We start from the raw sequence: 24,553 nt of genomic DNA, 5'->3' as shown, positions 1-24,553 counted from the left end.
ATCGGTCGACCGGCTGCGTGGTCTACTGCGTTGATGGAGCCGCCGGAATCGCCCACGCAGGCCGCGGTCTGGCGCCGGTCGATGATCCGGCCCGTGCTCGAGCGGTACGCCGCCACGGACGGAGTCGACGCGGTGATGCTGAGCGGCTCGACCGCCCGCGGCGACGCCGACCGCTGGTCCGATGTCGAGGTGGGAGTCTTCTGGCAGCGCCCGCCCACCCTCGCGGAACGGCTCGCGGCCGCCGAAGGAGCCACCGACGTACGGGCGGTGTCCGCAGCGGATGCGCCGCCGCCTTGGCTCGATCAGCTGTACCTCGGCGCTCCGCGACCGGACGGCCTGACGGTCGACGTCACGCACACGACGACGAGCACCGTCGAGCGGACCCTGGACGACGTACTCGTCTCCTGCCGGCCCGACGAGTCAGCGTTCGACCTGCTGCAAGGAATCGTCGACGCAGGCGAGGCACTCGGCCCGCGCGCCGAACTCGTCGCGCGCTGGCAGGAACGCGCGGCGAACTATCCGCGCGAGCTCGCCACAGCCGTCATCCGCTGGAACGGGAACATCGAGAAGTTCTGGCGCTGGCAGATGCTGGCCGAGCGGGACAACCCGCTGCTCCTCGCCCGCGAGTTCCTGCGCGTCGCCACGCAAGTGCTCAACGTCCTGCACGCTCTCAACGGCCGGTACTGCGGCCACGTGCTCTCGTTCAAACGCCTCGACACCATCGAACGCACACTCCCGCTCGCTCCAGCGTCGCTCGCGAGCCGCACCCGCGCGGTCTTCACCGAGCCGCCGGTCGAGGCCGCGGAAACCCTCCGCATGCTCGTTGAGCAAACGTTCGACCTGGTCGAGGTCCACGTCCCCGAAATCGACGTCAATCGTTTGCGCACGACGTTCCGAAGCGATCGCAAACCCCTCGACTCATCGCACTGACAGCGACGGCGCCCGCACCGGCAGACTCGCCACCTCGGCCCGCAGTACGTCGTACTCCGCGGCACTGAGCGTCTCCGACAACCGCACGCTCACCCGCCCACCCTTGCGCCCCCAGGCGCCGACGATCCGACCGTCGACCAGCACCCCGTTCGGATGGAACGTGTCGGCCGCCGGCGTCAGCGCCCGCAGCCCCGGCGCGATGAACCGCCCGTCCCGATCCCGCCCGAACAGCCGCAGATCCGGCGCCACCAGCAGCCGAACCCCACGCGGCTCCCGCACCGAGCGCAAGCACTCCTCATCCGCGCGAAGCATCCACCCGGGCACACCGTCGAAGTCCACCTCGACCAGCTCGTCAGCTACCGACGACCAGACCGCCCGCGCGTCGTCCGGCGACAACCCAGACCACCAGGACAACGTTTTTGGGGTCGTCGGCCCGAAGCAGTGCACATGCCGCCGGCACAATTCCGCCCGCGCCTCGGCCAGGTCGAGGTCCGGCCGTGGCACCTCGTGCACCCACAACGAGGTGGTGTTCCACCGCACAGCGATCCGCCCGCTGACGCACGCCGCCCGCAGCCCCCGGATCCCCGCCCCGCGCCGCTCCTGCCCACCGAGGAACTCACACACCTCGTCAGCGAGTACGTCGATCGCCCGCGAATCGAGCGGCATCCGTCCCAGCGTGAACACCCCGAAGTCCCGCGCCGGCAACACGTACACCGCGGCTCGCGGACTGTATGTCTGGATCAACGACGGATGCTCCCAGTCCGACGGCGCGCAGTCGGCCATCCGAGCATGCAGCCCGAGCAGTGCGTCCCGAGGGGCGGTGTCCTGCAACCCGACGTACGCCGCCTGTTCGTGGGAACCCGGTGGTAGCCGGTCGACGAGGCGATTCACGTGCAGCCGGTAGGCGACGGCCTGCTCCCGCGTGACGATCAGCATGGAGTCGACCGTACGGGGAAAAGACGCCACCCGATGGCTTAGTTTCGTCGGGCGGTAGCGAGCCAGGCGGGCGCTCCGTTGGCGTGGATCCGGGTCTCGAGCCGGCGTGGTTCGACCGCGAGGAGCGTCCAGCCGGAGCCGGTACCGAACGACGTCCGCAGCAGCTCCTCACTGACCGGATGCGGAACGCCCTCGGGGTCCTCGTCGCCGAAGCACAGTACGTACAGCGTCGCGCCGGGCTCGGCCACCGACGTCAGACTCGCCACATAGCGATCACGTTCGGCCGCGTCGAACGTGTGGAACAGGCCGCAGTCGAGAATCGTGTCGAACCGCCGGCCCAGCTCCTCGAGATGCAGCGCGTCAGCGGTCGCAAACTCGGCCTTCAGCCCCCGCTCGACGGCCTTCTCCCGCGCCCGAGCGAGCGCCGTCTCGGCGAGGTCGACCCCGAACACCGGTACGCCGTACGACGCGATGTGCAGCGCGTTGTCGCCGCTGCCGCACCCCGCGTCCAGAACCCACCCGGTGAAGGCACCCGCCGCCGCGAGCTCGACGACGACCGGTTGCGGCCCGCCGAACTCCCACGGCGCGAGCCCGTCCTGGTACGACGCGTCCCACGAGCGGCCCGCCATCCGCTCATGACTCGTAGGTTGTCTCGTGCGATACGGATCCCCAGCCATCGACGTACGCCTCCCGAGTCCGATGGAGTGCCTCCATCGTCACCCCAACCCCACCACCCTGGCTACGCCCGAGGGGCGCCGGCTGGAGGGGCTCAGCGGTTCGTGATCATCAGGGCGGTGCCGAGGGCGAATGTCAGTACGCCGAGGACTCCAGCGATCGAGGCGAGTCGGCTCGCTGTGCGGGGAGGGCGCGGGGCGGTTGGCGGGTGGACCTTCCAGACCGGGTCGTTCGGCGCCTGCGTGTGGTCCGGCCAGAGGTGTTGCCCGGCCTCGCCCAGGTGCGGGGTCGCGTTGCGGTCCATAGGAACTCCGTACTCGGATTGGTCTTCCACTGCGCTGACGCGGCAGCCCCGCGGCCGGTTCCCTAGTCGTCCTGATGCAGCGGGAACGCCCGGATGATCACCGCGGTCGGCGTTCCGGACGTGGGCTCGGAGCCGACGAAGTCCCGCAGTACGCGATGCAGCCGGGCCCGCAGCTCGGCCAGCTCGCCGTCCGCCAGCGTGACGACCTCACTGAACGCGAAGTCCTCGTCGTCGGAGGTCTTCGCGGCCAGCCAGCTCGCGTACGCCGTGTCCTCGAGCTCCCGGTTCAGCGTCGCCTGCTCGACCCGCAGCCGCCGCCACGGCTTCACCCGCCCGACCGCGCCCGGAACCGCCTCGATCACGCCGAGCGCCTCCAGCCGCCGCAGGTGGAACGAGCACGACCCGGTGCTCTCCCCGAGCTCCCGCGCCGCGACCGTGGACGTCGTCGTACCGTCCCGGTCGATCAGCTCCAGAAGCGCTGCACGGAGCGGGTGTGCGCGGACGACGTCACGGCGGTTCGGCGTACTGCGGTGCTCGGCCATAGAGCGCATCCTAATGCCGAGCTTTGCAAAGCCTGGACTTTGCAGAGTACGGTCTTTGCATGCCGACGTACATCCTGGGCCGCCCGAGCCGCCGTCTGCCCGAGCTCACGGACGAGGTACGCCGCGGCTGCCCGCTGCGCATCACGGAGTACGGCGAACCGATCCTGCACCGCGGTTGCCGGCCGGTCACCGAGTTCGGCACCGCGCGGTGGGGGCGGTTGATCGACGACATGTTCACCACGATGTGGATCGCGGAGGGCTGCGGGCTCGCCGCGAACCAGGTCGACGTCGACGCCCAGCTGTTCGTCTACGACCTCACCGACGAGTCCGGCGACCGCCACGTCGGCCACGCGTTCAACCCGCGGATCGAAACCATGTCGGCGCTCTTCGGCACCCAGTCCGGCACCGAAGGCTGCCTCTCGGTGCCCGGCGCCAACGCACCGCTCCCCCGCCCGGCCCGCGCGACACTGCACGCGTACGACGTCGACGGCCGCCCGTTCACGCTGGAGGCATCCGGGTACTTCGCCCGCTGCCTGATCCACGAAACCCAGCACCTGTCCGGGACCGTCTACGTCGACCACCTCACGCCGGCCGCCCGCACCCGCGCGTTGGCCGACTCGAACGCCTCCCGCGATTCGGTCCTCGCGCAGCGTTCAGCCCGCCAGCACCAGCTCACCGAGGCGTGACCGGCACACTCACTTCACGCCGCAAACCTTCGAGTACGTCGAGCTCGCGGTCGATCTCCCGCCGCTTCGCCTCGAGCCGCTGAACCTCCTGCGCGAGCAACACCTCCAGTACGCCGGTGCGCTCCTCGGGCGGCGACTCCAGGCACGGCAGCAGGTCGCCGATCGTGACGCTGCACAGCCCCGCCGCCAACAGGTGCTGGATCATCACGACCCGCTCGACCATCGACGCGTCGAAAACGCGCCACCCGCCAGGCGTGCGGCTCGAGCGGATGAGTCCCTGCTCCTCGTAGTACCGCAAGGAACGCGTGCTCACGCCACTCGCCCGCGCGAGCTCTCCGATCCGCATGACGTGTCCTCCCGAGTCGGCTCCCAGTCTTGCATCTGACACCAGTGTGAAGTTTCACCCTGGGGAGACGCTCCCCGGAAGGAATCTCATGCACTGGCTGTACCTCGGCATCGCCGTCGCGTTCGAGATCGCCGTCGCGATCTCCGCCGGCAAGGCCCAAGGCTTCACCCACCGCGGCTGGACCGCCGCGACCCTCGCCACCGGCGGCCTCGGCACGTACTTCCTCAGCCGCGCCCTCCTCACCTTCGACGTCGGCGTCGGCTACGCCCTCTGGACCGCACTCGCCGGCGTCGGCATCACCCTCCTCAGCGCCCTCCTCTTCGGCCAACGCCTCACCTTGCACAAAGCCATCGGCATAGCTCTGGTCATCACCGGCGTCGTAGGCCTCCAACTCACCTAACCATCGCTAACCACAAAGGACTTCCCCTCATGCCAACCACACCGCAGTCGGCCTCCGTGCCGCAGTCGGCCCGCACCGCTTGGCTGACCTTGCTCCTCGCCGGCACCTTCGAGATCGGCTACGCCCTCTCCGTCGGCGGCAGTCACGCCTTCACCGTCTGGCCATGGTCCGTCGCAGCCGCCGTCTTCTTCCTCCTCACCCTGTGGGCCCTCAGCCGCGCCCTCCGAACCATCGAAGTCAGCATCGGCTACGCCACCTGGGCAGGCATCGGCGCCGCCGGCACCGCCGCCCTCGGCCCCCTCTTCTTCAACGAATCCCTAACCCCCAGCAAAGCCCTCTGGTTAGCCGTAACCATCGCCGGCGTCATCTACCTAAAACTCGCCGACCGCCCCTAACCAAAGCCCCGGCCGCCCACCCAGTTCTGTGGAACTTAATTCCCACCAGACGGCCAAAAGGTTCCACAAACCGCCGAGCTTCGATGCGCCTACGATGCAACACATCGCCGTACCAGCCCTTCATGGAGCCGACGCCGACCGAGTCGCAGCCAGTCGACAGGAGACGACCGTTGCCCAAACTCCCGCGCACAACGCACCCGTCGGTGGCGCGCCATGGATGACGAACAAGCCGTCGCCGCTGTCCTCGTGCAGATCCAACTCAACCGCTTCCGAGAGCTCTGCAAGGTGGACGGTCCGATCGAGCCACGATTCGACGGCGCCACGAAGCACGTTCTCCTCGCAGACAACCGCGCCTTCCTGTTCCCCCGCAACCACACGATCGTCGGGCAACTCGAGCGCGAATGCGCCGTCTACGCGACCATCGACCACCCAACAGTCCCCAAACTCCTCGGCCGCTGGCACGAGCCGGCAATCTCGCCGTACCCCTTCTTCGCCGTCACTCGAGTCTCGGGCTCCATCCCCAACAACCTGTCACTCGACCATCTGCAGGCTCTGGCGGAACAGCTAGGCACAGCAATCGCCGCGTGCCACGACGTCAGTCTCGACCGAGTCCCGCGCCCCCTCTGGGCCAACCCCTGGACGGAACCGCCCACGGCGCCCCCGACCGCGGCCGACTGCTACACCCCGCTTCGCGAACTCGGCGGCCCCGAACAACTCACCAAGTCAGTCGCTGCGTCCATCAGCCCGGCAGCACGTACGACGCTCCTCGATGCCCTCGAAGCCGTCGACGCGATGGACCCGGTCCTTGCCCACGGCGACCTCTACGAGAACCATCTCTTTCTCGACGATTCCGGGACGTTGACCGGGATTCTCGACTGGGGGTTCGGAGGCGTGCTGTCTCCCCTGGTCGACTTCACCTGCAGCCAATGGGACAGCGCGAGTTGGGCCGCCGAACGCTCGTACGGCGACCTTCGCCGGCACCTCTGGACGGCGTACGCCGAACACCGATCAGCACCGCTGCCGACCTGGGACCAGGTCCACTTGGCGCTGACCGCATTCGACATCGTTGCACTGGCCCCCGAGACGGAGTCCCACTACTACTGGCAGAAAAGCCCCGAGTGGCAAGCCGCTCGCCGAGCCGCGGCGCTCCACTGCTTACAAACGCTGCTCACCTAGCCAGGCGCCGTCACCACAAACGCATCCAACCCGGGCACGCATGATCAGCGTGCCCGGGAAGGTGTGTGCCCTCAGCAGATATCGAGACGATTGAAGTCGATCGTCCCGGAGTCCGCTACCAGGGTGATCCTGTTGTTCGCCGGGATATAGACGTACTTATGGGGTCCCCAGAAATGGACCTGTTTGTTGTTGGTCTGATGATTCAGAACCGCGAGCGCGTTGATGAAGTTGGACAGCGACCGCGTATCGCACTTGAACAGGTGGAAAACGCTGTGCCTGCCGTCGCCCTGACCAACCGAAACACAGGCGATTCCCCGCGCCGCGGCGCACAGAGCCAGCGCCGTGTTCCGATCGGCACTCGACACGTTCCGCTGTACCCACTCACCTGAGAACAGCGGGTAGATCTGCGGCGTCCACGCGGTCGTCCCGACCGTACCGCTCGGTGCCGCCTGTGCCTGCGCCGGCGCCTGAACCTGCGCCGCCAACGGAACAACGAACGCCGCGGCCACCATCGCCATAACCACCGCAGCCCCGCGTTTCCTGATGCGCGTAAATCTCATGTGATCTCCCCAAGTAGTAGCGACGATGCATCCATGCCAGACACCCGCCGATCAACTCCCCAAATCACACCAAACAACGCTTTCAAACCACTTTCACCCACCCCACCCGCGACCGATCCACGCACCCCACAACGACAAGCAACGCCCCAAGGCATTGCCGCGGTCACGGTCCGCGCGTGAACCCCACGGACGGGTACTCCGCCATGCACGCCTGCACCACGCACCGGTCCGCGCCGCCGAAGGCGCGACAAGTCGAGTGCACAGCCCACGCCAACCGACGCCCGACGTACCTCACGCACCGCCGGTGTCGGCCACCTGCCCGGGTCTAGGGAAACTAATTGCCACCAGGCGGCACAAAAGTTCCCCAAACCCCACCTCGCCCACACGCGACCGCTCCACGCACCCCACGGCAACAAGCAGCGCCCTGAGGCACCGCCGCAGTTATGTGACCCTCCGCTCGACACCAACGCCCACCCCGGCTGGCGGGGTGGGGTGGTGGTGGGCGGGGAGCCTGGTGGACTCCCCGCCGGCTGGGGTCAGTCCTTGATGCCGGACTGGGTGACGCCCTGGATGAGGTAGCGCTGGAGGAAGGCGAAGATGAGCACCAGCGGCAGGATCGACACCGCGACGGCCATGAACAGTTCGTGGATGTTGATGGTTTGTGCGGTGATGAACGTCGACATCGCCACCTGGATCGTCCACGACGACGAGTCCTGGCCGATCACCAGCGGCCACAGGAACGAGTTCCAGTTGCCGATGAACGTGATCGCCGCCAGCGCCGCGAAGAACGGCAGGGAGTTCGGTACGACGATCCGCCAGAACACCCCGAAATACCCGGCGCCATCCACCCGGGCTGCTTCCTCGAGCTCCCGAGGGAACCCGAGGAAGTACTGCCGGAACAGGAACGCCGCGAACCCGCTGAACAGCGTCGGGATGATCAGGCCGCGCAGCGACGAGACCCACCCGAGTGACGACACGACGATGAAGGACGGGATGAACGTCACCGCGCCCGGGATCATCAGGGTCGCGACGATCGCGTAGAAGATCTTGTCGGCGTGCTTGTACGGGATCCGGGCCAGCCCGTACCCCGCCATCGATGCCAGCAGCAACTGTCCCGCGGTGCCGAGGATCCCGACCACCGCGGAGTTGTACAACGCCCTCGCCATCGGCACCGTCGTGTCGTTGAACAGCTCGCTGATGTTGCCCCATTGCAGATGCGACGGGAACAACGTCCACGTCGGCGCGGTGATGTCGGCCTCGGTGGACAGCGCGTTCCGCACGATCAGGTAGAACGGCAGCAGGAACAGCACGACCGCGATGGTCAGCGCGATCCAGCGCAGTACCGTCCCGACCCGGCCGAGCGAGGTCTGCTGGAAACCGATCGGCTGCGGAGTGCCCGACGTACGTTCGGAGACCGCCATCAGTCGCCCGCCTTTCCGAAGCCGAAGAGCCGGCTCTGCAGCAGCGTCACGAGCATGATGATCACTGCCAGGATCAGCGCACCGGCCGATCCGTGACCGAGGTCCTGGATGGACCCGAGCGAGATGCCGTAGAGGTAGACCAGCGGGGGCCGCGCGTAGTTCACGTTGCCGACCAGGTTGTAGAACTCGTCGAACGCCTGGTACGCCGCGATCAGGTTCAGGATCAGTACCGCGACCGACGTCGCCCGCAGCTGCGGGAGCGTGATGTAGCGGAAGACCTGCCACCCGGGCTTCGCCCCGTCGACGTACGCCGCCTCGTACAGGGTCGGCGAGATCCGCTGCAGACCCGCGATGAACAGGATCATGTAGAACCCGAGCTGCAGCCACAACCGGACCGTGACGAGTGGCAGCCAGTACCACGGCGGCGAGACCGTCGAGAGCCACGCGATGTTGTCGATACCGAACCAGCCGAGCACCGTGTTCGCGAGACCGAACCGGACACCGTTGAAGATCGACAGCTTCCAGATCAGCGACGCGACGACGTACGAGCACGCGGTCGGCAGGAAGAACACCGACCGGAAGAACGCCCGCGCGATCTTCACCTGGTTGACCAGCAACGCCAGTACCAGCGAGAGCACGAACGTCAGCGGGACGATGAACACCGCGAAGATCGTGAACGTGCCCAGGCTGGACAGGAAGTTGTGGTCGGTGAGCATGTCGATGTAGTTCTGCAGCCCGACGAACTTCGACGGCGTCGCCGTGTTGTAGGCCTCGAAGAAACTGAGGACCAGGCTCCAGATGATCGGCAGGTAGGAGAACAGCAGCAGACCGACCACGAACGGCCCGACGAACACCCAGAACCACAACGTGGTGCCGGCGATCCCCTTCTGCCGCGAGGTTTTCGCCGATCGGCCCCGCCGCTCACCAGCGGTGGCGGGGCCGTCGGACGTCTTCGTCGGAGCACTCATCCGAACAACCGCGACAGTTCGTCGTTGACGGTTTTCTCGGCCTTGGCGATTTCTGCGGCGGGGTCGGCTCCCTTCTTGATGATGTTCGTCAGCATGTCGCCGAACGCCGTACCCATCTTCGGGGTCCAGGCCGGGTCGTCGGTGTGGCCGTAGTCCTGGGTCAGCTTCACGGTGTCGGCCGCAACACCCTTCTGCAGCTTCTCCGCCTTCGACGCGACGCTCTTCCGCGGCGGGATGTGGAAGCCGTAGCTCAGCGACCAGTCCTCCTGGTCGGCCGCCTGGTCGATCCACAGCCACTTGACGAACTTCTTCGCCGCGTCGACATTCGGGCTCTTCGCAGAGACGAACTGCGTCCAGCCGCCGGAGTACACGGCCGGCTTGTTCGACGCGTCGAGGGCCGGGAACGGGATCACGCCGAGGTCGTCGCCGAGCGCCTTCTGCATACCCGGCACCGCCCACATGCCGATCCACTGCATCGCGCACAGGCCCTGGTTGATCGCACTCGGGTCGGTCCAGTCGGTCGGCGAGCCGAGCAGAATGCTCTTGCTGGCGTAGAGCTCGTGCAGCTTGCCGAACATCTTGGCCGGGCCTTCACCGGAGAAGCCGGGCTTGTGGTCCTCGGTGAGCCGGTCGCCGCCGGCCGCCCAGAGCGCCGGGCTGCCGAGCGCGAGGCCGCCGTCGTTGCCGACGAACATGCCCTTCACCTTGTTGGTGGTGAGCTCCTTGGACGCGGCGATCAGGTCGTCGATGGTCTCCGGCGGCTTGATGCCTGCCTTGTCCAGCAGCGACTTGCGGTAGTAGATGACCTGCGGGTCGATGATCATCCGGATGCCGTAGATCTTGCCGTCCACGGTGTTCGTGGCCAGGTCGCCCGGCAGGAAGTCGTCCTTGACGTCGGCGATGATGTCGTCGAGCGCGACCACCTGGTTGCTCTTCACCATGCCGATGTTCAGCTGGCTCTCGAAGACGTCCGGGCCCTTGTTGGACAGCAGACCCGACGACAGCTTGCTGGCGTAGTCACCCGGCGTCCACTGCACCGAGACGTTCGCGTCGGTGTAGGCCTTCGCGTACTTCTGCGCGGCCTGCTGGGTCCCGGTCTCGCCGTACTGGTGGTACCACTGCGACAGGTTGACCTTCGAACCTCCGCCGCCGCCGCTGGACGACGGTCTGCCGGTATTGCCGCCGCAGGCCGCGGTCAGCGCGGCGAGCGCGGCCAGACCACCGGTCCGCTTGAGCAGATCCCGCCGGGACAATCCGGCGTTCGGAACATGAGCAGGCATGAATTCCACCTTCCCGAGAGCGACGTCGCAGGGGTACGACGCCAGGAGTTCCGAGTTACTTAACTACGTTAAGCATCTCCGATTTCGCACACGGTACAACAGGGTCCAACACAACGACAGCGTTCGACGCAAGGTCAATCGTTGTAGAAGTGCCAGAACAATGTCTCAAAAGCGCGCCCGGCGCAAGACCGGACGCGCTGTTCTTTGTTCGAATGTGTGGAGTTTGCTGGAGTTGATATCGCCTCGTGATCAGCCGAAGAGCTCGCCTGCCGCCGCCTTCGTGACCAGCAGTGCCGGCGGCTCGAAGCGGTCGCCGTACGTCGAGGCAAGCACCCGCGCGCGGTCGATGAACGCGCTCAGCCCGTAGGCGTTGACGTACTGCAACGCACCACCGTGCAGCGGTGGGAAGCCGATGCCGAAGATCGAGCCGATGTTCGCGTCCGCCACCGAGCGCAGCACGCCCTCGTCCAGGCACTTCACCGTCTCCAGCGCCATCGCGAACAGCAACCGCTCCTGCACGTCGATCAGCGGTACGTCGCCCTGCTGCGCGAAGTGCTCCCAAAGACCGGGCCACAGCCGCTTCGGCCCGTCCGCCGGGTAGTCGTAGAACCCCGCGCCGGCCGCCTTCCCGCGACGGTCGAACTCGTTCACGAGACGGTCCGCGACCGCCATCCCGGGGTGCTCGTCGAACGCGCCGGCGCTCTCGCCGGCCGCGCGGGCCGCGTCCCGGATCTTCTGCGGCAGCGTCAGCGTGATCTCGTCCAGCATCGCCAGCGGCGGCGCCGGGAACCCGGCCTGGGTCGCGGCCCGTTCGATCAGCACCGGGTCGACCCCCTCGGCGACCATCGCCGCGCCCTCCATCACGAGCGTGCCGAACACCCGCGACGTGAAGAACCCCCGGCTGTCGCCGACCACGATCGGCGTCTTCTTGATCTGCCGTACGACGTCGTACGCGCGGGCGATCGCCCGGTCGCCGGTCTGCTCGCCGACGATCAGCTCGACCAGCGGCATCCGGTCCACCGGCGAGAAGAAGTGCATGCCGATGAAGTCGTCCGGCCGGTCGATGCCCTCGGCGAGGGTGCTGATCGGCAACGTGGAGGTGTTCGAGCAGAGCAGCGCGTCCGGTTCGACCACGGCGGCGATCTCGGCGAAGACCTTCTGCTTCAGCCCGACGTCCTCGAAGACGGCCTCGATCACCAGATCACAGCCGGCGAGGTCGTTCGGGTCGCTGGTCGGCGTAATCCTGCTGAGGAACGTCTCGACGTCGGCAGGCGTACTCCGGCCTTTCGCGACCTGCTTCGCCAGCAGCTTCTCGGAGTATTCCTTTCCGCGCGCAGCTGCCTCTAAGGAAACATCTTTGAGCACAACCTCGAGACCGGCCTTCGCACACACATACGCGATGCCCGCGCCCATCATCCCGGCCCCGAGCACGCCCACCTTGCGAGCGCGCCAGGACGGTACGTCGGCCGGCCGCGAACCGCCCGCGTTGATCGCCTGCAGGTCGAAGAAGAACGCCTGGATCATGTTCTTCGCGATCTGGCCGGTGGCGAGCGAGACGAAGTACCGCGACTCGATCCGGGACGCCGTCTCGAAGTCGACCTGACTGCCCTCGACCGCGGCGCTCATGATCGCCCGCGGCGCCGGGTACGGCGCGCCCTTCAGCTGCTTGCGCAGGTTCGCCGGGAAGGCCGGCAGGAACGCGGCCAGCTTCGGCGAGGACGGCGTACCGCCGGGGATCTTGTACCCGTCCCGGTCCCACGGCTGCTTGGCGTCGCCGTCGTACGTCGTGATCCAGCGCCGGGCCGCATCGAGGAGTTGGTCGGCAGCGACGACCTCGTCGACGATTCCGACCGACACCGCGTGCGCAGGCTTCATCCGCCGGCCCTGGAGCAGCACCTTCATCAGCGCGTCCTGCAGGCCGAGCATGCGCACCGTGCGGGTCACTCCCCCACCGCCGGGCAGCAGGCCGAGCGTCACCTCCGGGACGCCGAGCTCGATCCGGTTGTCGTCGGCAACGATCCGGTGGTGACAGGCGAGCGCGATCTCCAGTCCACCGCCGAGCGCAGACCCGTTGATCGCGGCCACGACCGGCACGCCCAGGGTCTCCAGAGCGCGCAGCTGACGCTTAACCTCCTCGATGGTCTCGAACACCTGCGCCGCGTCCGAGGGCTGGATCTGCGACAGCTGCTGCAGGTTCCCGCCGGCGAAGAACGTCGACTTCGCGGACGTCACGATCACGCCCTTGATCAAGGCCTTCTCGGCGACCAGGCGCTCGACGGTCCGGCCCATCGCCTCGACGTACGCGTCGTTCATGGTGTTCGCGGACGCGGACGGGTCGTTCAGCGTCAGGGTGACGACTCCGGCGTCGTTCTTCCACTCGATCATGCTCGTCATGCCGAAAGCCTCTCGATGATCGTCGCGACGCCCATCCCGCCGCCGACGCACAGGGTGGCCAGTCCGTAGCGGAGCTCGCGTCGCTCCAGCTCGTCCAGCAGGGTTCCGATCAGCATCGCGCCGGTCGCCCCGAGCGGGTGGCCGAGCGCGATCGCGCCGCCGTTCACGTTCACCTTCTCGTGCGGTACGCCGAGATCCTTCATGAAGTGCATGACCGCGGCCGCGAACGCCTCGTTCATCTCGAACAGGTCGATGTCGTCGGCCTCGAGCCCAGCCTTGGCCAGCGCCTTCCGGGCGGCCGGCGCCGGGCCGGTCAGCATGATCGTCGGGTCGGCGCCGCTGACACCGACGGAGACCACCCGGCCGCGCGGCGCCTGACCGAGCGCCTCGCCGGCCTTCTGGTTGCCGATAGCAACCAGTGCGGCGCCGTCGACGATGCCCGACGAGTTGCCCGCGTGGTGCACGTGCTCGATCCGCTCGATCGTCAGGTACTTCTCCAGGGCGACCGAGTCGAACCCGCCGTGCTCCCCGATCGCGGCGAACGACAGCGGCAGCCCGGACAGCGTCTCCACCGACGTCCCGGGGCGCACCAACTGGTCGTGGTCCAGGATCCGCAATCCGTTGCGATCGACCACCGGTACGACGGAACGCGCGAAGTACCCGTTCGCCCAGGCCTTCGCCGCCCGGGCGTGGGACTCGGCGGCGTACGCGTCGACGTCGGTCCGGGAGAAGCCGTCGATCGTGGCGATCAGGTCGGCACTGATGCCCTGCGGGATGAAGCCGGTCTGCAGCGCGGTCTCCGTATCCATCGCCCAGGCGCCGCCGTCGGACCCCATCTTCACCCGGGACATCGACTCGACGCCGCCGGCCAGGATGAAGTCCTCCCACCCGGACCGGACCCGCTGCGCCGCCTGGTTGACCGCCTCCAGGCCCGACGCGCAGAAGCGGTTGAGCTGCACCCCTCCGGTCGTTTCGGGGTAGCCGGCCATCAGGACGGCGGTCCGCGCGATGTCCATGCCCTGGTCGCCGATCGGGGTCACCACGCCGAGAACGACGTCGTCGATGGTCGCCGGATCCAGGCCGGGATGGCGGGTGCGCAGCTCCCGCAGCAGGCCGGTGATCAGCTGGATCGGCTTGACCTCGTGCAGCGCGCCGGTCGGCTTGCCCTTGCCCCGCGGTGTGCGAATCGCGTCGTACAGGAAGGCTTCGCTGGTCATGCGCTCGATTGTGACAGTACTGCTGTCACAATGGTCAAGGGGACTCGTTATGATCTCCGCCATGTCCGAGGTGGCGGGGGACGCGACGTTGACGGTGGACGAGCTGTCAGCGCGGGTCGGCATGACGGTGCGCACGTTGCGGTTCTACGCGGGCCGCGGGCTGATCCCGCCGCCGATCCGGCGCGGCCGGATCGGGTACTACGGTCCGGAGCACATCGCTCGACTCGATCTGGTCCGTGAACTGCAGGCCCACGGGTTCACGCTGCAAGCCATCGAGGGCTATCTGGAGCGCATCCCGTCCGACGCGACACCACAGGACATCGCCCTGCACCGGACGCTGCTCACGCCGTGGATGCGAGACCTGCCCGAAACCCTCGATCGGGCGGCGCTGGTCCGGCGTACCGGCCGCGAGCTGACGGACGACGACATCGAGATGCTGGTCGCGCTCGGCGTCGTCGAACCGACGCCGGACGAAGACGTGTTCCAGGTGGCGACCGCGCATCTCAGCCTCGGCGTCGAACTGCTCGACCTCGATCTGCCCGTCGAGGCGGTGCTGGCCGCCGGTCGCATCTTCACCGAACACGGCCGCGCCATCGCCGAGGAACTGACCGAGGTGTTCCGTACCAAGGTCTGGCCGCACTACCGCGACTCCGGGGGCCCGCCGGAACACACCCAGCGGTTGATCGAGCGGTTCAAGCCGGTCACGATCCAGGGTCTCGTCCTGGCCTACGAGCGCGCCGTCGGCGAGACCCAGCGCGACACGGTCCGCCGGACCCGGAGCAAACGGCACTGACTGCCGGTCCGCACTGCCTCGCCCGGGCGGGACACGCCCTAGATCGGACCGGCACCCGGACCGAGGGTGGCGCGTCGGCTCAGTTCGCTGTTTAGCCGGCGCCGGTAGATTGCGAGCCGGATGCTGAGGACCCTCGCCTCGCCGACCGGCTGTCGGCGCGCGGCGACGAGATCATCGATCTCGACGAGGGCCTCCGCCAGTTCTCCGGACTCCCACAGATCCAACGGATCCGAGTCCGCCAAGCGATCCAGATACTCCGATGTCATCGCGACCCGCCAACCCCTCGCCGGAACAGCCCGTTCAGCGCCTGGGTCCGGGGCACGTCCACAGCTCGGACCCTACGCCCGAGGGCTGTCCGGCACTAGTGTGTTGAGGACACTGGGCTGCTCGGGATTCGCAGGTAGGTGAGGCCGCGGAGGTCGAGGAAGGTGTCGTCCGGGGTGCTGACCACGCGCAGGAGGACGCCGTCGCAGCCGGTGCATCGCGCCACCATGCCAGGGGCGTCGACGTACAGGCGTACATCCGCGAACACCCCGGTCCGACCGCACTCCGCGCACCGCGTGACCGCCGTGGTGATATCGACGGCGAACACCTCGCTCAACGCCCCCGCGGCGGCATTGCCGTCCAGGTATTCCGGATCGCTCATGGCCGGCCTCCAGTCGGTCCGAACCGCTCGGTTCTCACGCTCGCCGGGTCGTGACCGGCCGCCACCAGCAGGTCCGCCACCGTCTCCACGAACGGTGTCGGTCCGCACACGTACGTCGTCGCGCCCTCGTCGGGCCTGAACGCGTACCGCTCGAGCAGGTCCGCGTCGATCCGCCCGACCCGAGGCTCCCCGGCCGGCGCCTCGCGGGTGTACACCAGCCGTACGTCGACGTCGTCCGACGCGGCCAGCTCCTTCAGATCACCGACGTAGATCACGGAATCAGGCCGCCGCACCGAGTACAGCAAACGCATGCGTGTCCCGGACCCGTCCGCTGCCCGCAACATCGCCCGCAACGGCACGATGCCCGAACCACCGCCGATCAGCTGCACCGGGCCTTGCTGCTCGGGCTTCCACACGAACCATCCGCCGACCGGTCCCCGGATCTCCAGCGGATCCCCGGCTCGCAGCACCTCGACGAGGTACTGCGACACCTCGCCGTCCGGCACCTGCTCGACGGTCAACTCGATCGTCGCCCCGTTCCACGCCGACGCGATCGAGTACGACCGCGACGCCTGGTATCCGTCGTCCGCGGTCAGCCGCACGTCGAGGTGCTGCCCGGCGAGATGCCCCGGCCAGTCCGGGACGTCGAGCACGATCGTGCGGGCCGTCGCGGTCTCCCGGCGTACGTCGGCGACCGTGGCGACCTGCCATGACCTCCGCGCCGTCAGTCGCCCGCGTATCGCTGTTCTTTCCATGGGTCTCCGTACTCGTGATAGCCGACGGTCTCCCAGAAGCCGAGGTCCTCGGTGTCGGACAGCACGAGGCCGCGGACCCATTTTGCGCTCTTCCAGAAGTAGAGGTGCGGAACGAGCAGCCGTGCGGGTCCGCCGTGCTCTGGATCGAGCGGTTCGCCGTCGTACTCGTAGGCGATCCAGGACTGCCCGTCGAGCAGGTCGTCGAGCGGCACGTTCGTGGTGTAGCCGCCGTAGCTGTGCGCCATCGCGAAGTCCGCGCCGGTTTCGACGTCCGCGAGCAGCGCGTCGAGCGGGACGCCCTTCCACGTCGTCTCCAGCTTGGACCACCGCGTCACACAGTGGATGTCCTTGGTGATCTCCTCGGCGGGCAACGCCATCAGCGCCGCCCAGTCCCAGCTGTACTTCTCCCCGGTCTCCGTCGTGACCGTGAACTCCCAGTGGTCGGTCAGGATGTGCGGCGTCGGCCCGGCCGACAGCACCGGGAACTCCCGCGTCAGGTACTGCCCGGGTGGCAGCTTTGCACCACCCCCGCGCCGGCCCTTGAAACCTGGCGACACGATCCCCATGACGACCTCCTCGGCTCCTGGAGGCAGTCAATCACGCCGCCCTGCGCGCCGGGAGAGCAGCGGGCCGCCAACAGGACTACAGTGATGGATACGCGCTGCCCCGGACCACGGCTCGCGCACCGCGACGTGTCCGGGAGGAGCCCTGGTGAGCCAGTGGTACGCAGTACGGTCCACCGCCACCGACAAACGGACTGCAGCGTCCCGATCCCACGGCGTGAGTGCACTTGTCTCCGAAGGGGAGGTGCCGCCGCTCAAGGATCCGGTGGCCGACGAGTGAAGATCGCAGCGTCGGGTACCGGTCGTCAGCGGCGAGACCGGCGGATCAAGCGCCCTGGCCTGAAGCCGCGGCACAGCGACTACTGGATGGCGCGCGACGCGATGGGCATTGCTTCGACGATCCGGCCGCTGGAGTGGACCTTCCGCCCGGCGGCGGTTCGAGTCTGGACGGATTGGGTGGATCACGAACGCAGCGCGCGAGTATGGGGGGCGATCAGGTCCGTCGGCGACGGCGATGGTCTGGCCCCGTCCTTGGCGCACGCCGTGTTGGCCTGCGGCCAGGCGCTCTCCGCGGCAGGCGCCGGGCTCGCGATGACGCGCGGATACGGATTGCCGGAGCCGGTGTTCGCCACCGATCCGGCGATCAGCGAATTGGACGAGCTCCAGTTCGAGTTGGGTGACGGGCCGAGCAGTACGGCGGTCGAGACCGGTGCACCGGTGCTCGAACCGGACCTGTCCGGGGCCGAGGCCGGTCGGCGATGGCCCGCGTTCGCAGCGGCGGGTGCGGATCGGGGCATCCGCGGCGTCTTCGCGTTCCCGGTCGCCGCCGGAGCGGCCAAGGTCGGCGTCCTCACCGTGTACCGCCGGGAACCGGGACCGCTGCAGGCTGAGCAATTGGCCGACGGGTTGGTGTTCGCCGACGCCGTGTTCGTGCTCGCCCTCGACCACCACCAGGGCATCAACGCGGATCTGGACGAGGTGATCGAGGCTGCCTTCAGCGCTCGCCGGGCCGAGGTCCACCAAGCTGCCGGCCGGCTCGCCTCCCAGCAGCGCATCAGTGTCACCGACGCGCTGGCCAGGCTGCGCGCCCACGCCTACAGCAATGGTCTGTCATTGCACACGGTCGCTGTCGACGTGATGGCCGACCGCCTGCACCTGAACCACGACCGCGCTCCCGACGGTGACCCACCGCCGAACGGGCCGCGTCCGATAGACCCCGAGCAAGAGCAGGAGGAGGACTGATGAGTATATCTAACCGTAGAGTGCGCGAAGTGTTCATCGAACTGTCGGACACCCTCGTCGACGACTTCGACGTCATCGAGTTCCTGGACCGGCTCGCGGGACACTGCAGCGAGGTCGTGGGGGTGTCGGCGTGCGGCATCCTGCTCGCGGATCACCACGGTGCCCTGAACCTGGTCGCGGCCTCCACCGAAGAGGCCCGGCTGGTCGAGCTCACCCAGCTGCAGAACCTCGAGGGCCCGTGTCTGGACGCGTTCCGCACCGGCCGCCAGGTCCAGCATCCGGATCTGCGGGACGCCCGCGACCGCTGGCCGCGCTTCACCGCCGCCGCTGTCGGCGCCGGCTACCTCTCGGTGCAGGCACTGCCGATGCGGCTGCGCGACACCGTGCTCGGTGCGGTGAATCTCTTGAGCACGTCTGCCGGCCAGCTGGATGCCGACACCGTGGCCCTGGGGCAGGCGCTGGCTGACGCGGCCACCATCGGCATCGTGCACCAGCGTGCGCTGGCCCGCCAGGAGATCGTCACCGAGCAGCTCCAGTACGCTCTGAACAGCCGGATCCTGATCGAGCAGGCGAAGGGGTTCCTCAGCCACAGCCTGGACATCGATGTTCAGGCGGCGTTCGGCATTCTGCGGTCGTACGCGCGGGCCAACAACCGCCACCTGACCGCGGTCGCGGACGATGTCGTCCAAGGCCGTCTGACGCTGGTCCCGAACTGAGCGGCCCGACCTGTGGCGCTCAGCCGCTCGGCGGTCTACGCTGAGCGAGCCTGTTCGGGCATGCCCAAGACCCCGGCGCCAGGTGTTGCCGCGCCGCTTGGAGGGGTTGGGCACGGCACACGGTGATACCAGCCCAGGACGCTCGCACCGCCTGGCTGGTGGTCAGGCGCAGGACCCGTCGCGGCGTAGCGCGTGTGCGCACCGAGCGACGGTTCCCCTGCGTCGGCCCCCTGCGACTACACGCCCATCGTCCGGCCGATGATTTCTTTCATGATCTCCGTGGTGCCGCCGTAGATGGTCTGGATCCTGGTGTCCAGGTAGGCCTTCGCGATCGGGTACTCCGTCATGAAACCGTAGCCACCGTGCAGCTGAAGGCAACGATCGACGACCTTCTTCTGCAGCTCGGTCGTCCACCACTTCGCCATCGCGGCCTCGGCCACGGTCAAGGTGCCGGCGTTCAGCTCCTGAATGCAGCGGTCGACGAACACCCGGGCGATCTGCGTCTCGGTGGCGATCTCGGCGAGCACGAACCGGCTGTTCTGGAACGAGCCGATCGGACGGCCGAACGCCTTCCGGTCCTTCACGTAGCGCAACGTGTCGTCGAGCATGTTCTCGCACGCAGCCGCGGCGACGACCGCGATCGTGAGCCGCTCCTGCGGCAGCTTCTCCATCAGATAGATGAAGCCCTGACCTTCTTCGCCGAGCAGGTTCGCCGCCGGAACCCGGACGTCGTCGAAGAACAGCTCCGCGGTGTCCTGTGCCTTCAGCCCGATCTTGTCCAGGTTCCGCCCGCGCTCGAACCCGGGCATCCCGCGCTCGACGACGATCAGCGAGATCCCCTGCGCTCCCGCGTCCGGGTCGGTCTTGACCACCACGATCACCAGGTCGGCGAGGATCCCGTTCGAGATGAACGTCTTCTGGCCGTTCAGCACGTAGTGGTCGCCGTCGCGCCGCGCCGTGGTCTGGATGCCCTGCAGGTCGCTGCCGGCCCCGGGCTCGGTCATCGCGATCGCGGTGATCGTCTCGCCCGAGCAGAACGCCGGCAACCAGCGCTGCTTCTGCTCCGCCGTCGCATAGTCCAGCAGGTACGCCGAGTTGATGTCGGTGTGGATGGTGAACCCGACCCCCGCTGGCGCGGACCCTGGTGAGCTCCTCGATCAGCACGGTGTTGAACCGGAAGTCGCGCGCCCCACCGCCGCCGTACTCCTCCGGCATCATGAAGCCGAGCAGGCCCGCGGTGCCGGCGGCCCGCCACAGCTCACGGGGGACGATGCCGGCCTCCTCCCAGCTGTCGTGGTGCGGGACGATCTCCTTCTCGCAGAAGGCGCGCGCGGTCTCCCGGAAGGAGTCGTGATCGGGCTCGAACAGCTGACGTTCCACAGGCGGCCTTCTCTCGATTAAGGACTGGTCTCAGAGCTGCACGGCGGCGCCGGACTCCAGCAGGTCGTCGATGTCGGTGATGCCCCAGTCGGTCAGGGCCTCGCGGGTGTGCTCCCCCGGTCGCGCGGGCGGCCGGTCCAGGCTGGTCGGCGTACGGTCGAAGCGCGGCGCCGGAGCTGCCTGCCGGACACCGTGGTGCTCCACGAAGGTGCCGCGGGCCGTGAGGTGCGGGTGGTCGGCGGCGAGCGGGAGGACCGGCGTGACGCAGGCGTCGGACCCGTCGAAGAGCTCGGTCCACTCGGCTTGGGTGCGTTGCCGGAACGTCTCGGTCAGGACCTTCCGCAGCTCCGGCCACTGCGCCGGGTCGTTGCGGTCCGGTGCGTTGAGACCGAGCTTGTCGATCAGCTCGGCGTAGAACTGCGGCTCGAGCGCCCCGACCGCGACGTACTGGCGATCGGCCGTTTCGTACACGTCGTAGAAGGGCGCTCCCGTGTCGAGAAGGTTCGTCCCGCGCTCCTGCCGCCAGGATCCGGCCGCGAGCGCTCCGAGCAGCATCGTCGTCAGGTGCGCCGAACCGTCCACGATCGCCGCGTCCACCACCTGCCCCCGCCCGTTGCGCTGTGCCTCGTGCAGGGCCGCGAGTACGCCGATCACAAGGTAGAGCGACCCACCCGCGAAGTCACCGAGCAGGTTCGCCGGCACCTGCGGCGGGCCACCGGAGCGGCCGATGAGATGCAGCGCGCCGGACAGGGCGAGGTAGTCGATGTCGTGTCCGGCGGTGTGCGCGAGCGGGCCGTCCTGGCCCCAGCCGGTCATCCGGCCGTAGACCAGTCGCGGGTTGACCGCGTGACAGTCCTCCGGCCCCAGCCCGAGCCGCTCCGCTACCCCCGGCCGGAACCCCTCGACCAGTACGTCGGCCTGCGCGACAAGCCGGCGTACGACATCGACGGCAGCGGGCTGCTTGAGGTCCAGGGCGGTGCTGCGGCGGCCGCGGTTCACCAGGTCGAGCTCGGGCGGGCCGAGCGAGATGCCGCCGCCGGGGCGATCGATGCGAAGCACGTCGGCGCCGAGCTCGGCGAGCAGCATGCACCCGAACGGCGCCGGCCCGATCCCGGCCAGCTCGACCACCTTGATGCCCGCGAGTGGACCCATGACGGCTATTGTGACAGTGCCACTGTCACAGTCGTCAAGTCAGGTTTCGGAGTCGGTTGGTCCCGGGAGCCGTGACAACTGGGTGGCGGCGAACGCCAGCTTGTCCGGGTTCATCACGAACTGCAGGTCGGTCACGCCCTCCGGGCCGGTTCCGATGAAGCAGATCGCGACCACGCCGTCGGGGCCGACGGCAACCAGTGCCGGTTCGCCGTTCGCCTCCGCGAGGTACGCCTCGATGCCGGCGCCGAACCGTTGCAGCGCCCCGGTCACGTACCGCGCGACCCGGTTGCGGCCGACCACCAGGTTGCGCGCCGCGGACACCTTCCCGCCGCTGTCGGCGCGGGTCATCACGTCCGCGGCCAGCAGCTTCTCGAGCTCCTCGACCTCACCCAACCGCGCGGCCGCGAGGAACCGCTCGACAAGTTTGCGCCAACCCGCCCGATCGACAGGCTGCTCCTGGCGCGGCTCTCCCGCAAGCTTCTTCCCCGCCCGCGACGCCAGCTGCCGCGCGTTCGCCTCCGACGTCCCGATCAGCGCGGCGACCTCGCGGTACCCGTAGGCGAAGGCCTCGTGCAGCACGTACGCCGCCCGCTCGGCCGGGGTCAACCGTTCGAGCAGGAGCAGCAACGCGAACGACACCGACTCCCGCTCCGCCACGATCTCCAACGGACCGAGCGCGTCGAACTCGGCCCGCCCGGTCAGCACCGGCTCAGGCAACCACTCCCCGACGTACGTCTCCCGCCGCGCCCGCGCCGACGTCAACACCTTGATCGAGAGGTTCGTGACAACCCTCGCCAGATACGCATCCGGATCCCGCACCGCGTCCCGATCAGCGTCCTGCCACCGCAACCAGGCGTCCTGCAAAATCTCCTCGGCATCAGTCGCCGTACCAGTCATCCGGTAAGCAATCCCGAACAACCGCCCCCGTACCCGCTCGAACTCATCCACGCAGAAACGTCTCCGCAGCTCGCTGGACCGTTCCGTAGTACTCCGACCAGCCCGACTCGTCGAGCAGATCGGCGTCCTTGCCGCCCTGTCCGTCGATCAGCTCCCGCAGGATGTCCGCGTGACCGGCGTGATGTGCGGTCTCGTCGACCACCCGGACCAGCAACGCGCCGAACGTCGTACGGCGCTTCTCCTCGGGCCAGTGCGGCACCTCGGCCGGATGCTCGAGGTCGAGCTCGGCGATCGAGAGATCGCTGTGCGCGCACGCCTCGCGATACAGCCGGGTGATGTACTCCGTCGACTCCTCCGGCTTCGCCCACAGGTCAGCGCCCTGCCATACCGAACCGTCCGCTTCCCAGGGCAGCACTTCGGCCGGCGGGCGGCCGACGCTGGTGCCGAGGTACACGTACTCGATGCCGGTCAGGTGCTTCACCAAGCCGAGCAGGTTCGTCCCGGAGGCGACCAGCGGGCGCCGGCGGTCGTACTCACTCAGCCCGCCGAGCTTCGCGAGCATCAACGCCCGGGTCGACTCGAGGTACTCATGCAGGACCGTTTTCACGGGGCTCCCGGGGGGATGAAGGAGGTGGGTGGGGCGCCGGATTCGATGAGTTGGAGGAGGGCCTTGGTGTCGGCGTGTTCTTCGATCAGGTCGGCGAGGCGGTCCAGGCGGGACTCGCGGAGGGCGGCGAAGGAGATTGATCCGTCGGGGGCCGGTTTGCCGGTCTGGGTGGCTACCTCGGTGAGGAAGGCGTGGCGGGCGGTGTCGTCGTCCAGGAGGCCGTGCCAGATGGTGCCCCAGGCGTTGGCGACCCGACAGCCGCCGGGGAACTCGTCCGCGTTCCCGATCACGTCGACGACGCCGTGGTGGATCTCGTACGCCGTCGGCGCCGGACGGGCCAGCGTCTTCTCCCGCGCGAAGGTCGTTGCGACTGGCAACAACCCGAGACCGCGCCGCTCGCCACCGCCTTCGACGCCATCTCCGCCCCCGCGTTCGACGCTGCTTTCGACGCCGTGGGGGTCGGAGATTGTGGTGCCGAGCATCTGGTAGCCGCCGCAGATCCCGAGGACCGGCCGGCCCGCGGCGACCCGGGCCGCGACCGCGTCGGCGAGGCCGAGCGAGCGTAGCCAGTCCAGGTCCGAGCTGGTCGCGCGCGAGCCGGGCAGGACCACCAGGTCGGCGTCGCGGACCTCGCCCGGGCTGGTCGTGAAGAACACGCTGTTCGTCGGCTCGACCGCCAGCGCGTCGAGGTCGGTGAAGTTGCTGATCCGCGGGAACCGCACCACCGCGATCGTCAACAGGTCGCCCGGCGAGGTACGCCGTACCGGGATGTCGAGCGCGTCCTCGGAGTCCAGCCAGAGATCGGGCAGCCAGGGCAGAACGCCGTACGTCGGCCGGCCGGTGACGGACGTGAGCATGTCGATCCCCGGCTGCAGCAGCGACGCGTCACCGCGGAACTTGTTCACCAGGAACCCGCTGATCAGCGCCTGGTCGGCCGCGTCGAGCAACGCGACGGTGCCGAACATCGACGCGAACACTCCCCCGCGGTCGATGTCCCCGACCACGACCACCGGCGCCTTGGTGTGCTGCGCGAGGCCCATGTTCACGTAGTCGGACTGCCGCAGGTTGATCTCGGTCGGACTGCCCGCGCCCTCGCTGATCACCACGTCGTACCGGGACGCGAGATCGTCGTACGCCGCGAACGCCGCCGCGGCGAGCTCGGCACGCTCGGTCAGGAACCCGCGCGCGGACAGCTCGCCCCACGGCCGGCCCATCAGCACCACGTGACTGCGGCGGTCGCTGCCCGGTTTGAGCAGCACCGGGTTCATCGCGGCCTCGGGTTCGGCGCCCGCGGCAACGGCCTGGATCCACTGCGCGCGGCCGATCTCGGTGCCGTCCGCGCAGACCATCGAGTTGTTCGACATGTTCTGCGCCTTGTACGGCGCCACTCGCACACCCTGGCGCGCCAGCCACCGGCACAGCCCCGTGACGACGGTCGTCTTCCCGGCGTCGGACGTCGTACCGGCGATCAGCAGCGAACCCACTCGGACATCTTAGAGGGGGTCTGAGGACCCTGCGCCGTAGCGAGCAGGTGCCCGTCGAGTGCCGCGTAGTAGGCGCAGGGTCCTCAGA

At 68.3% G+C, this 24,553-nt stretch carries 27 protein-coding genes and 1 pseudogene; 8 read left to right on the top strand and 20 right to left on the bottom strand.

What is annotated here, in order from left to right:
* Nucleotides 1-33: 33 nt before the first annotated feature.
* Nucleotides 34-930, top strand: coding sequence for a hypothetical protein (locus tag ACWGID_RS39190; protein WP_452204452.1), 897 nt, complete (start codon nt 34-36; stop codon nt 928-930).
* On the opposite strand, the gene ACWGID_RS39185 is transcribed toward ACWGID_RS39190, so the two are convergent.
* From ACWGID_RS39185 to ACWGID_RS39170, 4 genes are all read right to left on the bottom strand, one after another.
* Nucleotides 919-1,866 carry a DNA glycosylase AlkZ-like family protein gene (locus ACWGID_RS39185; protein ID WP_452204451.1) on the bottom strand — a complete coding sequence of 316 codons (948 nt, stop codon included), beginning with the start codon at nt 1,864-1,866 and terminating at the stop codon, nt 919-921. The two genes, ACWGID_RS39190 and ACWGID_RS39185, sit on opposite strands and share 12 nt — an antisense overlap.
* Before the next feature lie 38 nt (nt 1,867-1,904).
* Nucleotides 1,905-2,495 (bottom strand): class I SAM-dependent methyltransferase, encoded by a 591-nt coding sequence (locus ACWGID_RS39180; RefSeq protein ID WP_452204450.1) that lies wholly within the window; start codon nt 2,493-2,495, stop codon nt 1,905-1,907.
* A gap of 140 nt (nt 2,496-2,635) precedes the next feature.
* The gene (locus ACWGID_RS39175) at nt 2,636-2,845 is read right to left on the bottom strand and encodes a hypothetical protein (protein WP_452204449.1); all 210 of its coding nucleotides are present in this window, start codon (nt 2,843-2,845) and stop codon (nt 2,636-2,638) included.
* 62 nt (nt 2,846-2,907) lie between these two features.
* The gene (locus ACWGID_RS39170; RefSeq protein ID WP_452204448.1) at nt 2,908-3,387 is read right to left on the bottom strand and encodes a winged helix-turn-helix domain-containing protein; all 480 of its coding nucleotides are present in this window, start codon (nt 3,385-3,387) and stop codon (nt 2,908-2,910) included.
* A 59-nt stretch (nt 3,388-3,446) separates the two neighbouring features.
* Here ACWGID_RS39170 and def point away from each other — a divergent pair, with 59 nt between their 5' ends.
* Entirely contained in the window at nt 3,447-4,073 is a 627-nt protein-coding gene (def, locus tag ACWGID_RS39165) for a peptide deformylase (RefSeq protein ID WP_452204447.1), read from the top strand.
* Here def and ACWGID_RS39160 read toward each other — a convergent pair.
* Nucleotides 4,060-4,419: a MerR family transcriptional regulator gene (locus ACWGID_RS39160; protein ID WP_452204446.1), complete on the bottom strand. Its 360-nt coding sequence runs from the start codon at nt 4,417-4,419 to the stop codon at nt 4,060-4,062. The two genes, def and ACWGID_RS39160, sit on opposite strands and share 14 nt — an antisense overlap.
* A gap of 88 nt (nt 4,420-4,507) precedes the next feature.
* Here ACWGID_RS39160 and ACWGID_RS39155 point away from each other — a divergent pair, with 88 nt between their 5' ends.
* From ACWGID_RS39155 to ACWGID_RS39145, 3 genes are all read left to right on the top strand, one after another.
* Complete coding sequence (locus ACWGID_RS39155) at nt 4,508-4,819, top strand: DMT family transporter (RefSeq protein ID WP_452204445.1); 312 nt, start codon at nt 4,508-4,510, stop codon at nt 4,817-4,819.
* A gap of 29 nt (nt 4,820-4,848) precedes the next feature.
* The gene (locus tag ACWGID_RS39150; protein ID WP_452204444.1) at nt 4,849-5,214 is read left to right on the top strand and encodes a DMT family transporter; all 366 of its coding nucleotides are present in this window, start codon (nt 4,849-4,851) and stop codon (nt 5,212-5,214) included.
* 213 nt (nt 5,215-5,427) lie between these two features.
* A complete protein-coding gene (locus ACWGID_RS39145) occupies nt 5,428-6,390 on the top strand; it encodes a phosphotransferase family protein (RefSeq protein WP_452204443.1) in 963 nt (320 codons plus the stop codon).
* Between the two features lie 71 nt (nt 6,391-6,461).
* On the opposite strand, the gene ACWGID_RS39140 is transcribed toward ACWGID_RS39145, so the two are convergent.
* The 6 genes from ACWGID_RS39140 to ACWGID_RS39115 form a co-directional block, all read right to left on the bottom strand.
* Nucleotides 6,462-6,950 carry a hypothetical protein gene (locus ACWGID_RS39140; RefSeq protein ID WP_452204442.1) on the bottom strand — a complete coding sequence of 163 codons (489 nt, stop codon included), beginning with the start codon at nt 6,948-6,950 and terminating at the stop codon, nt 6,462-6,464.
* Nucleotides 6,951-7,486: 536 nt separating this feature from the next.
* The gene (locus ACWGID_RS39135) at nt 7,487-8,371 is read right to left on the bottom strand and encodes a carbohydrate ABC transporter permease (RefSeq protein WP_452204441.1); all 885 of its coding nucleotides are present in this window, start codon (nt 8,369-8,371) and stop codon (nt 7,487-7,489) included.
* Nucleotides 8,371-9,339, bottom strand: a complete 969-nt coding sequence (locus tag ACWGID_RS39130; protein WP_452204440.1) for a carbohydrate ABC transporter permease — start codon at nt 9,337-9,339, stop codon at nt 8,371-8,373. The genes ACWGID_RS39135 and ACWGID_RS39130 overlap by 1 nt, the downstream gene beginning before the upstream one ends.
* Complete coding sequence (locus tag ACWGID_RS39125; RefSeq protein ID WP_452204439.1) at nt 9,336-10,619, bottom strand: ABC transporter substrate-binding protein; 1,284 nt, start codon at nt 10,617-10,619, stop codon at nt 9,336-9,338. Before ACWGID_RS39125 ends, ACWGID_RS39130 begins: the two co-directional genes overlap by 4 nt.
* 249 nt (nt 10,620-10,868) lie before the next feature.
* On the bottom strand, nt 10,869-13,004 hold the full coding sequence (locus tag ACWGID_RS39120; RefSeq protein WP_452204478.1) for a 3-hydroxyacyl-CoA dehydrogenase NAD-binding domain-containing protein: 2,136 nt from the start codon (nt 13,002-13,004) through the stop codon (nt 10,869-10,871).
* 5 nt (nt 13,005-13,009) lie between these two features.
* Entirely contained in the window at nt 13,010-14,230 is a 1,221-nt protein-coding gene (locus tag ACWGID_RS39115) for an acetyl-CoA C-acetyltransferase (RefSeq protein ID WP_452204438.1), read from the bottom strand.
* A gap of 61 nt (nt 14,231-14,291) precedes the next feature.
* Here ACWGID_RS39115 and ACWGID_RS39110 point away from each other — a divergent pair, with 61 nt between their 5' ends.
* Nucleotides 14,292-15,023 carry a MerR family transcriptional regulator gene (locus ACWGID_RS39110; RefSeq protein WP_452204437.1) on the top strand — a complete coding sequence of 244 codons (732 nt, stop codon included), beginning with the start codon at nt 14,292-14,294 and terminating at the stop codon, nt 15,021-15,023.
* 38 nt (nt 15,024-15,061) lie between these two features.
* Here ACWGID_RS39110 and ACWGID_RS39105 read toward each other — a convergent pair whose 3' ends face one another.
* The 4 genes from ACWGID_RS39105 to ACWGID_RS39090 form a co-directional block, all read right to left on the bottom strand.
* The gene (locus ACWGID_RS39105) at nt 15,062-15,289 is read right to left on the bottom strand and encodes a hypothetical protein (RefSeq protein ID WP_452204436.1); all 228 of its coding nucleotides are present in this window, start codon (nt 15,287-15,289) and stop codon (nt 15,062-15,064) included.
* 95 nt (nt 15,290-15,384) lie between these two features.
* On the bottom strand, nt 15,385-15,669 hold the full coding sequence (locus ACWGID_RS39100; protein ID WP_452204435.1) for a DUF6510 family protein: 285 nt from the start codon (nt 15,667-15,669) through the stop codon (nt 15,385-15,387).
* A complete protein-coding gene (locus tag ACWGID_RS39095) occupies nt 15,666-16,424 on the bottom strand; it encodes a ferredoxin reductase (protein ID WP_452204434.1) in 759 nt (252 codons plus the stop codon). The genes ACWGID_RS39100 and ACWGID_RS39095 overlap by 4 nt, the downstream gene beginning before the upstream one ends.
* Nucleotides 16,394-16,990, bottom strand: a complete 597-nt coding sequence (locus ACWGID_RS39090; RefSeq protein ID WP_452204433.1) for a sulfite oxidase-like oxidoreductase — start codon at nt 16,988-16,990, stop codon at nt 16,394-16,396. Before ACWGID_RS39090 ends, ACWGID_RS39095 begins: the two co-directional genes overlap by 31 nt.
* Before the next feature lie 273 nt (nt 16,991-17,263).
* Between ACWGID_RS39090 and ACWGID_RS39085 the strand changes: the two genes are divergently transcribed.
* Both ACWGID_RS39085 and ACWGID_RS39080 read left to right on the top strand, forming a co-directional pair.
* Nucleotides 17,264-18,229, top strand: a complete 966-nt coding sequence (locus tag ACWGID_RS39085; protein ID WP_452204432.1) for a GAF and ANTAR domain-containing protein — start codon at nt 17,264-17,266, stop codon at nt 18,227-18,229.
* 29 nt (nt 18,230-18,258) lie between these two features.
* On the top strand, nt 18,259-18,945 hold the full coding sequence (locus ACWGID_RS39080; protein ID WP_452204431.1) for a GAF and ANTAR domain-containing protein: 687 nt from the start codon (nt 18,259-18,261) through the stop codon (nt 18,943-18,945).
* 236 nt (nt 18,946-19,181) lie between these two features.
* On the opposite strand, the pseudogene ACWGID_RS39075 reads toward ACWGID_RS39080, so the two are convergent.
* From ACWGID_RS39075 to ACWGID_RS39055, 5 genes and pseudogenes are all read right to left on the bottom strand, one after another.
* Nucleotides 19,182-20,325: pseudogene (locus ACWGID_RS39075) on the bottom strand (acyl-CoA dehydrogenase family protein).
* Nucleotides 20,326-20,355: 30 nt separating this feature from the next.
* Nucleotides 20,356-21,477, bottom strand: coding sequence for a CaiB/BaiF CoA transferase family protein (locus ACWGID_RS39070; protein WP_452204430.1), 1,122 nt, complete (start codon nt 21,475-21,477; stop codon nt 20,356-20,358).
* Nucleotides 21,478-21,516: 39 nt separating this feature from the next.
* On the bottom strand, nt 21,517-22,425 hold the full coding sequence (gene sigJ, locus ACWGID_RS39065) for an RNA polymerase sigma factor SigJ (protein WP_452204429.1): 909 nt from the start codon (nt 22,423-22,425) through the stop codon (nt 21,517-21,519).
* On the bottom strand, nt 22,418-22,981 hold the full coding sequence (locus ACWGID_RS39060) for a DinB family protein (RefSeq protein WP_452204428.1): 564 nt from the start codon (nt 22,979-22,981) through the stop codon (nt 22,418-22,420). Before ACWGID_RS39060 ends, sigJ begins: the two co-directional genes overlap by 8 nt.
* Complete coding sequence (locus tag ACWGID_RS39055; protein ID WP_452204427.1) at nt 22,978-24,465, bottom strand: cobyric acid synthase; 1,488 nt, start codon at nt 24,463-24,465, stop codon at nt 22,978-22,980. Before ACWGID_RS39055 ends, ACWGID_RS39060 begins: the two co-directional genes overlap by 4 nt.
* Nucleotides 24,466-24,553 lie beyond the last annotated feature (88 nt).

Source organism: Kribbella sp. NPDC054772 (assembly GCF_053611945.1).
The sequence above is the reverse complement of the archived record's forward strand: the minus strand, read 5'-3'. Positions and strand labels throughout refer to the sequence as shown.

Coding starts and splice junctions, on each gene's coding strand:
- ACWGID_RS39090 (WP_452204433.1), bottom strand. CDS start 16,990: ATGGGGATCGTGTCGCCAGGTTTCAAGGGCCGGCGCGGGGGTGGTGCA.
- ACWGID_RS39180 (WP_452204450.1), bottom strand. CDS start 2,495: ATGGCGGGCCGCTCGTGGGACGCGTCGTACCAGGACGGGCTCGCGCCG.
- ACWGID_RS39100 (WP_452204435.1), bottom strand. CDS start 15,669: ATGAGCGATCCGGAATACCTGGACGGCAATGCCGCCGCGGGGGCGTTG.
- ACWGID_RS39120 (WP_452204478.1), bottom strand. CDS start 13,004: ATGATCGAGTGGAAGAACGACGCCGGAGTCGTCACCCTGACGCTGAAC.
- ACWGID_RS39115 (WP_452204438.1), bottom strand. CDS start 14,230: ATGACCAGCGAAGCCTTCCTGTACGACGCGATTCGCACACCGCGGGGC.
- ACWGID_RS39170 (WP_452204448.1), bottom strand. CDS start 3,387: ATGGCCGAGCACCGCAGTACGCCGAACCGCCGTGACGTCGTCCGCGCA.
- def (WP_452204447.1), top strand. CDS start 3,447: ATGCCGACGTACATCCTGGGCCGCCCGAGCCGCCGTCTGCCCGAGCTC.
- ACWGID_RS39110 (WP_452204437.1), top strand. CDS start 14,292: ATGTCCGAGGTGGCGGGGGACGCGACGTTGACGGTGGACGAGCTGTCA.
- ACWGID_RS39145 (WP_452204443.1), top strand. CDS start 5,428: ATGGATGACGAACAAGCCGTCGCCGCTGTCCTCGTGCAGATCCAACTC.
- ACWGID_RS39155 (WP_452204445.1), top strand. CDS start 4,508: ATGCACTGGCTGTACCTCGGCATCGCCGTCGCGTTCGAGATCGCCGTC.
- ACWGID_RS39095 (WP_452204434.1), bottom strand. CDS start 16,424: ATGGAAAGAACAGCGATACGCGGGCGACTGACGGCGCGGAGGTCATGG.
- ACWGID_RS39135 (WP_452204441.1), bottom strand. CDS start 8,371: ATGGCGGTCTCCGAACGTACGTCGGGCACTCCGCAGCCGATCGGTTTC.
- ACWGID_RS39070 (WP_452204430.1), bottom strand. CDS start 21,477: ATGGGTCCACTCGCGGGCATCAAGGTGGTCGAGCTGGCCGGGATCGGG.
- ACWGID_RS39190 (WP_452204452.1), top strand. CDS start 34: ATGGAGCCGCCGGAATCGCCCACGCAGGCCGCGGTCTGGCGCCGGTCG.
- ACWGID_RS39130 (WP_452204440.1), bottom strand. CDS start 9,339: ATGAGTGCTCCGACGAAGACGTCCGACGGCCCCGCCACCGCTGGTGAG.
- ACWGID_RS39125 (WP_452204439.1), bottom strand. CDS start 10,619: ATGCCTGCTCATGTTCCGAACGCCGGATTGTCCCGGCGGGATCTGCTC.
- ACWGID_RS39185 (WP_452204451.1), bottom strand. CDS start 1,866: ATGCTGATCGTCACGCGGGAGCAGGCCGTCGCCTACCGGCTGCACGTG.
- ACWGID_RS39160 (WP_452204446.1), bottom strand. CDS start 4,419: ATGCGGATCGGAGAGCTCGCGCGGGCGAGTGGCGTGAGCACGCGTTCC.
- ACWGID_RS39140 (WP_452204442.1), bottom strand. CDS start 6,950: ATGAGATTTACGCGCATCAGGAAACGCGGGGCTGCGGTGGTTATGGCG.
- ACWGID_RS39105 (WP_452204436.1), bottom strand. CDS start 15,289: ATGACATCGGAGTATCTGGATCGCTTGGCGGACTCGGATCCGTTGGAT.
- ACWGID_RS39150 (WP_452204444.1), top strand. CDS start 4,849: ATGCCAACCACACCGCAGTCGGCCTCCGTGCCGCAGTCGGCCCGCACC.
- ACWGID_RS39175 (WP_452204449.1), bottom strand. CDS start 2,845: ATGGACCGCAACGCGACCCCGCACCTGGGCGAGGCCGGGCAACACCTC.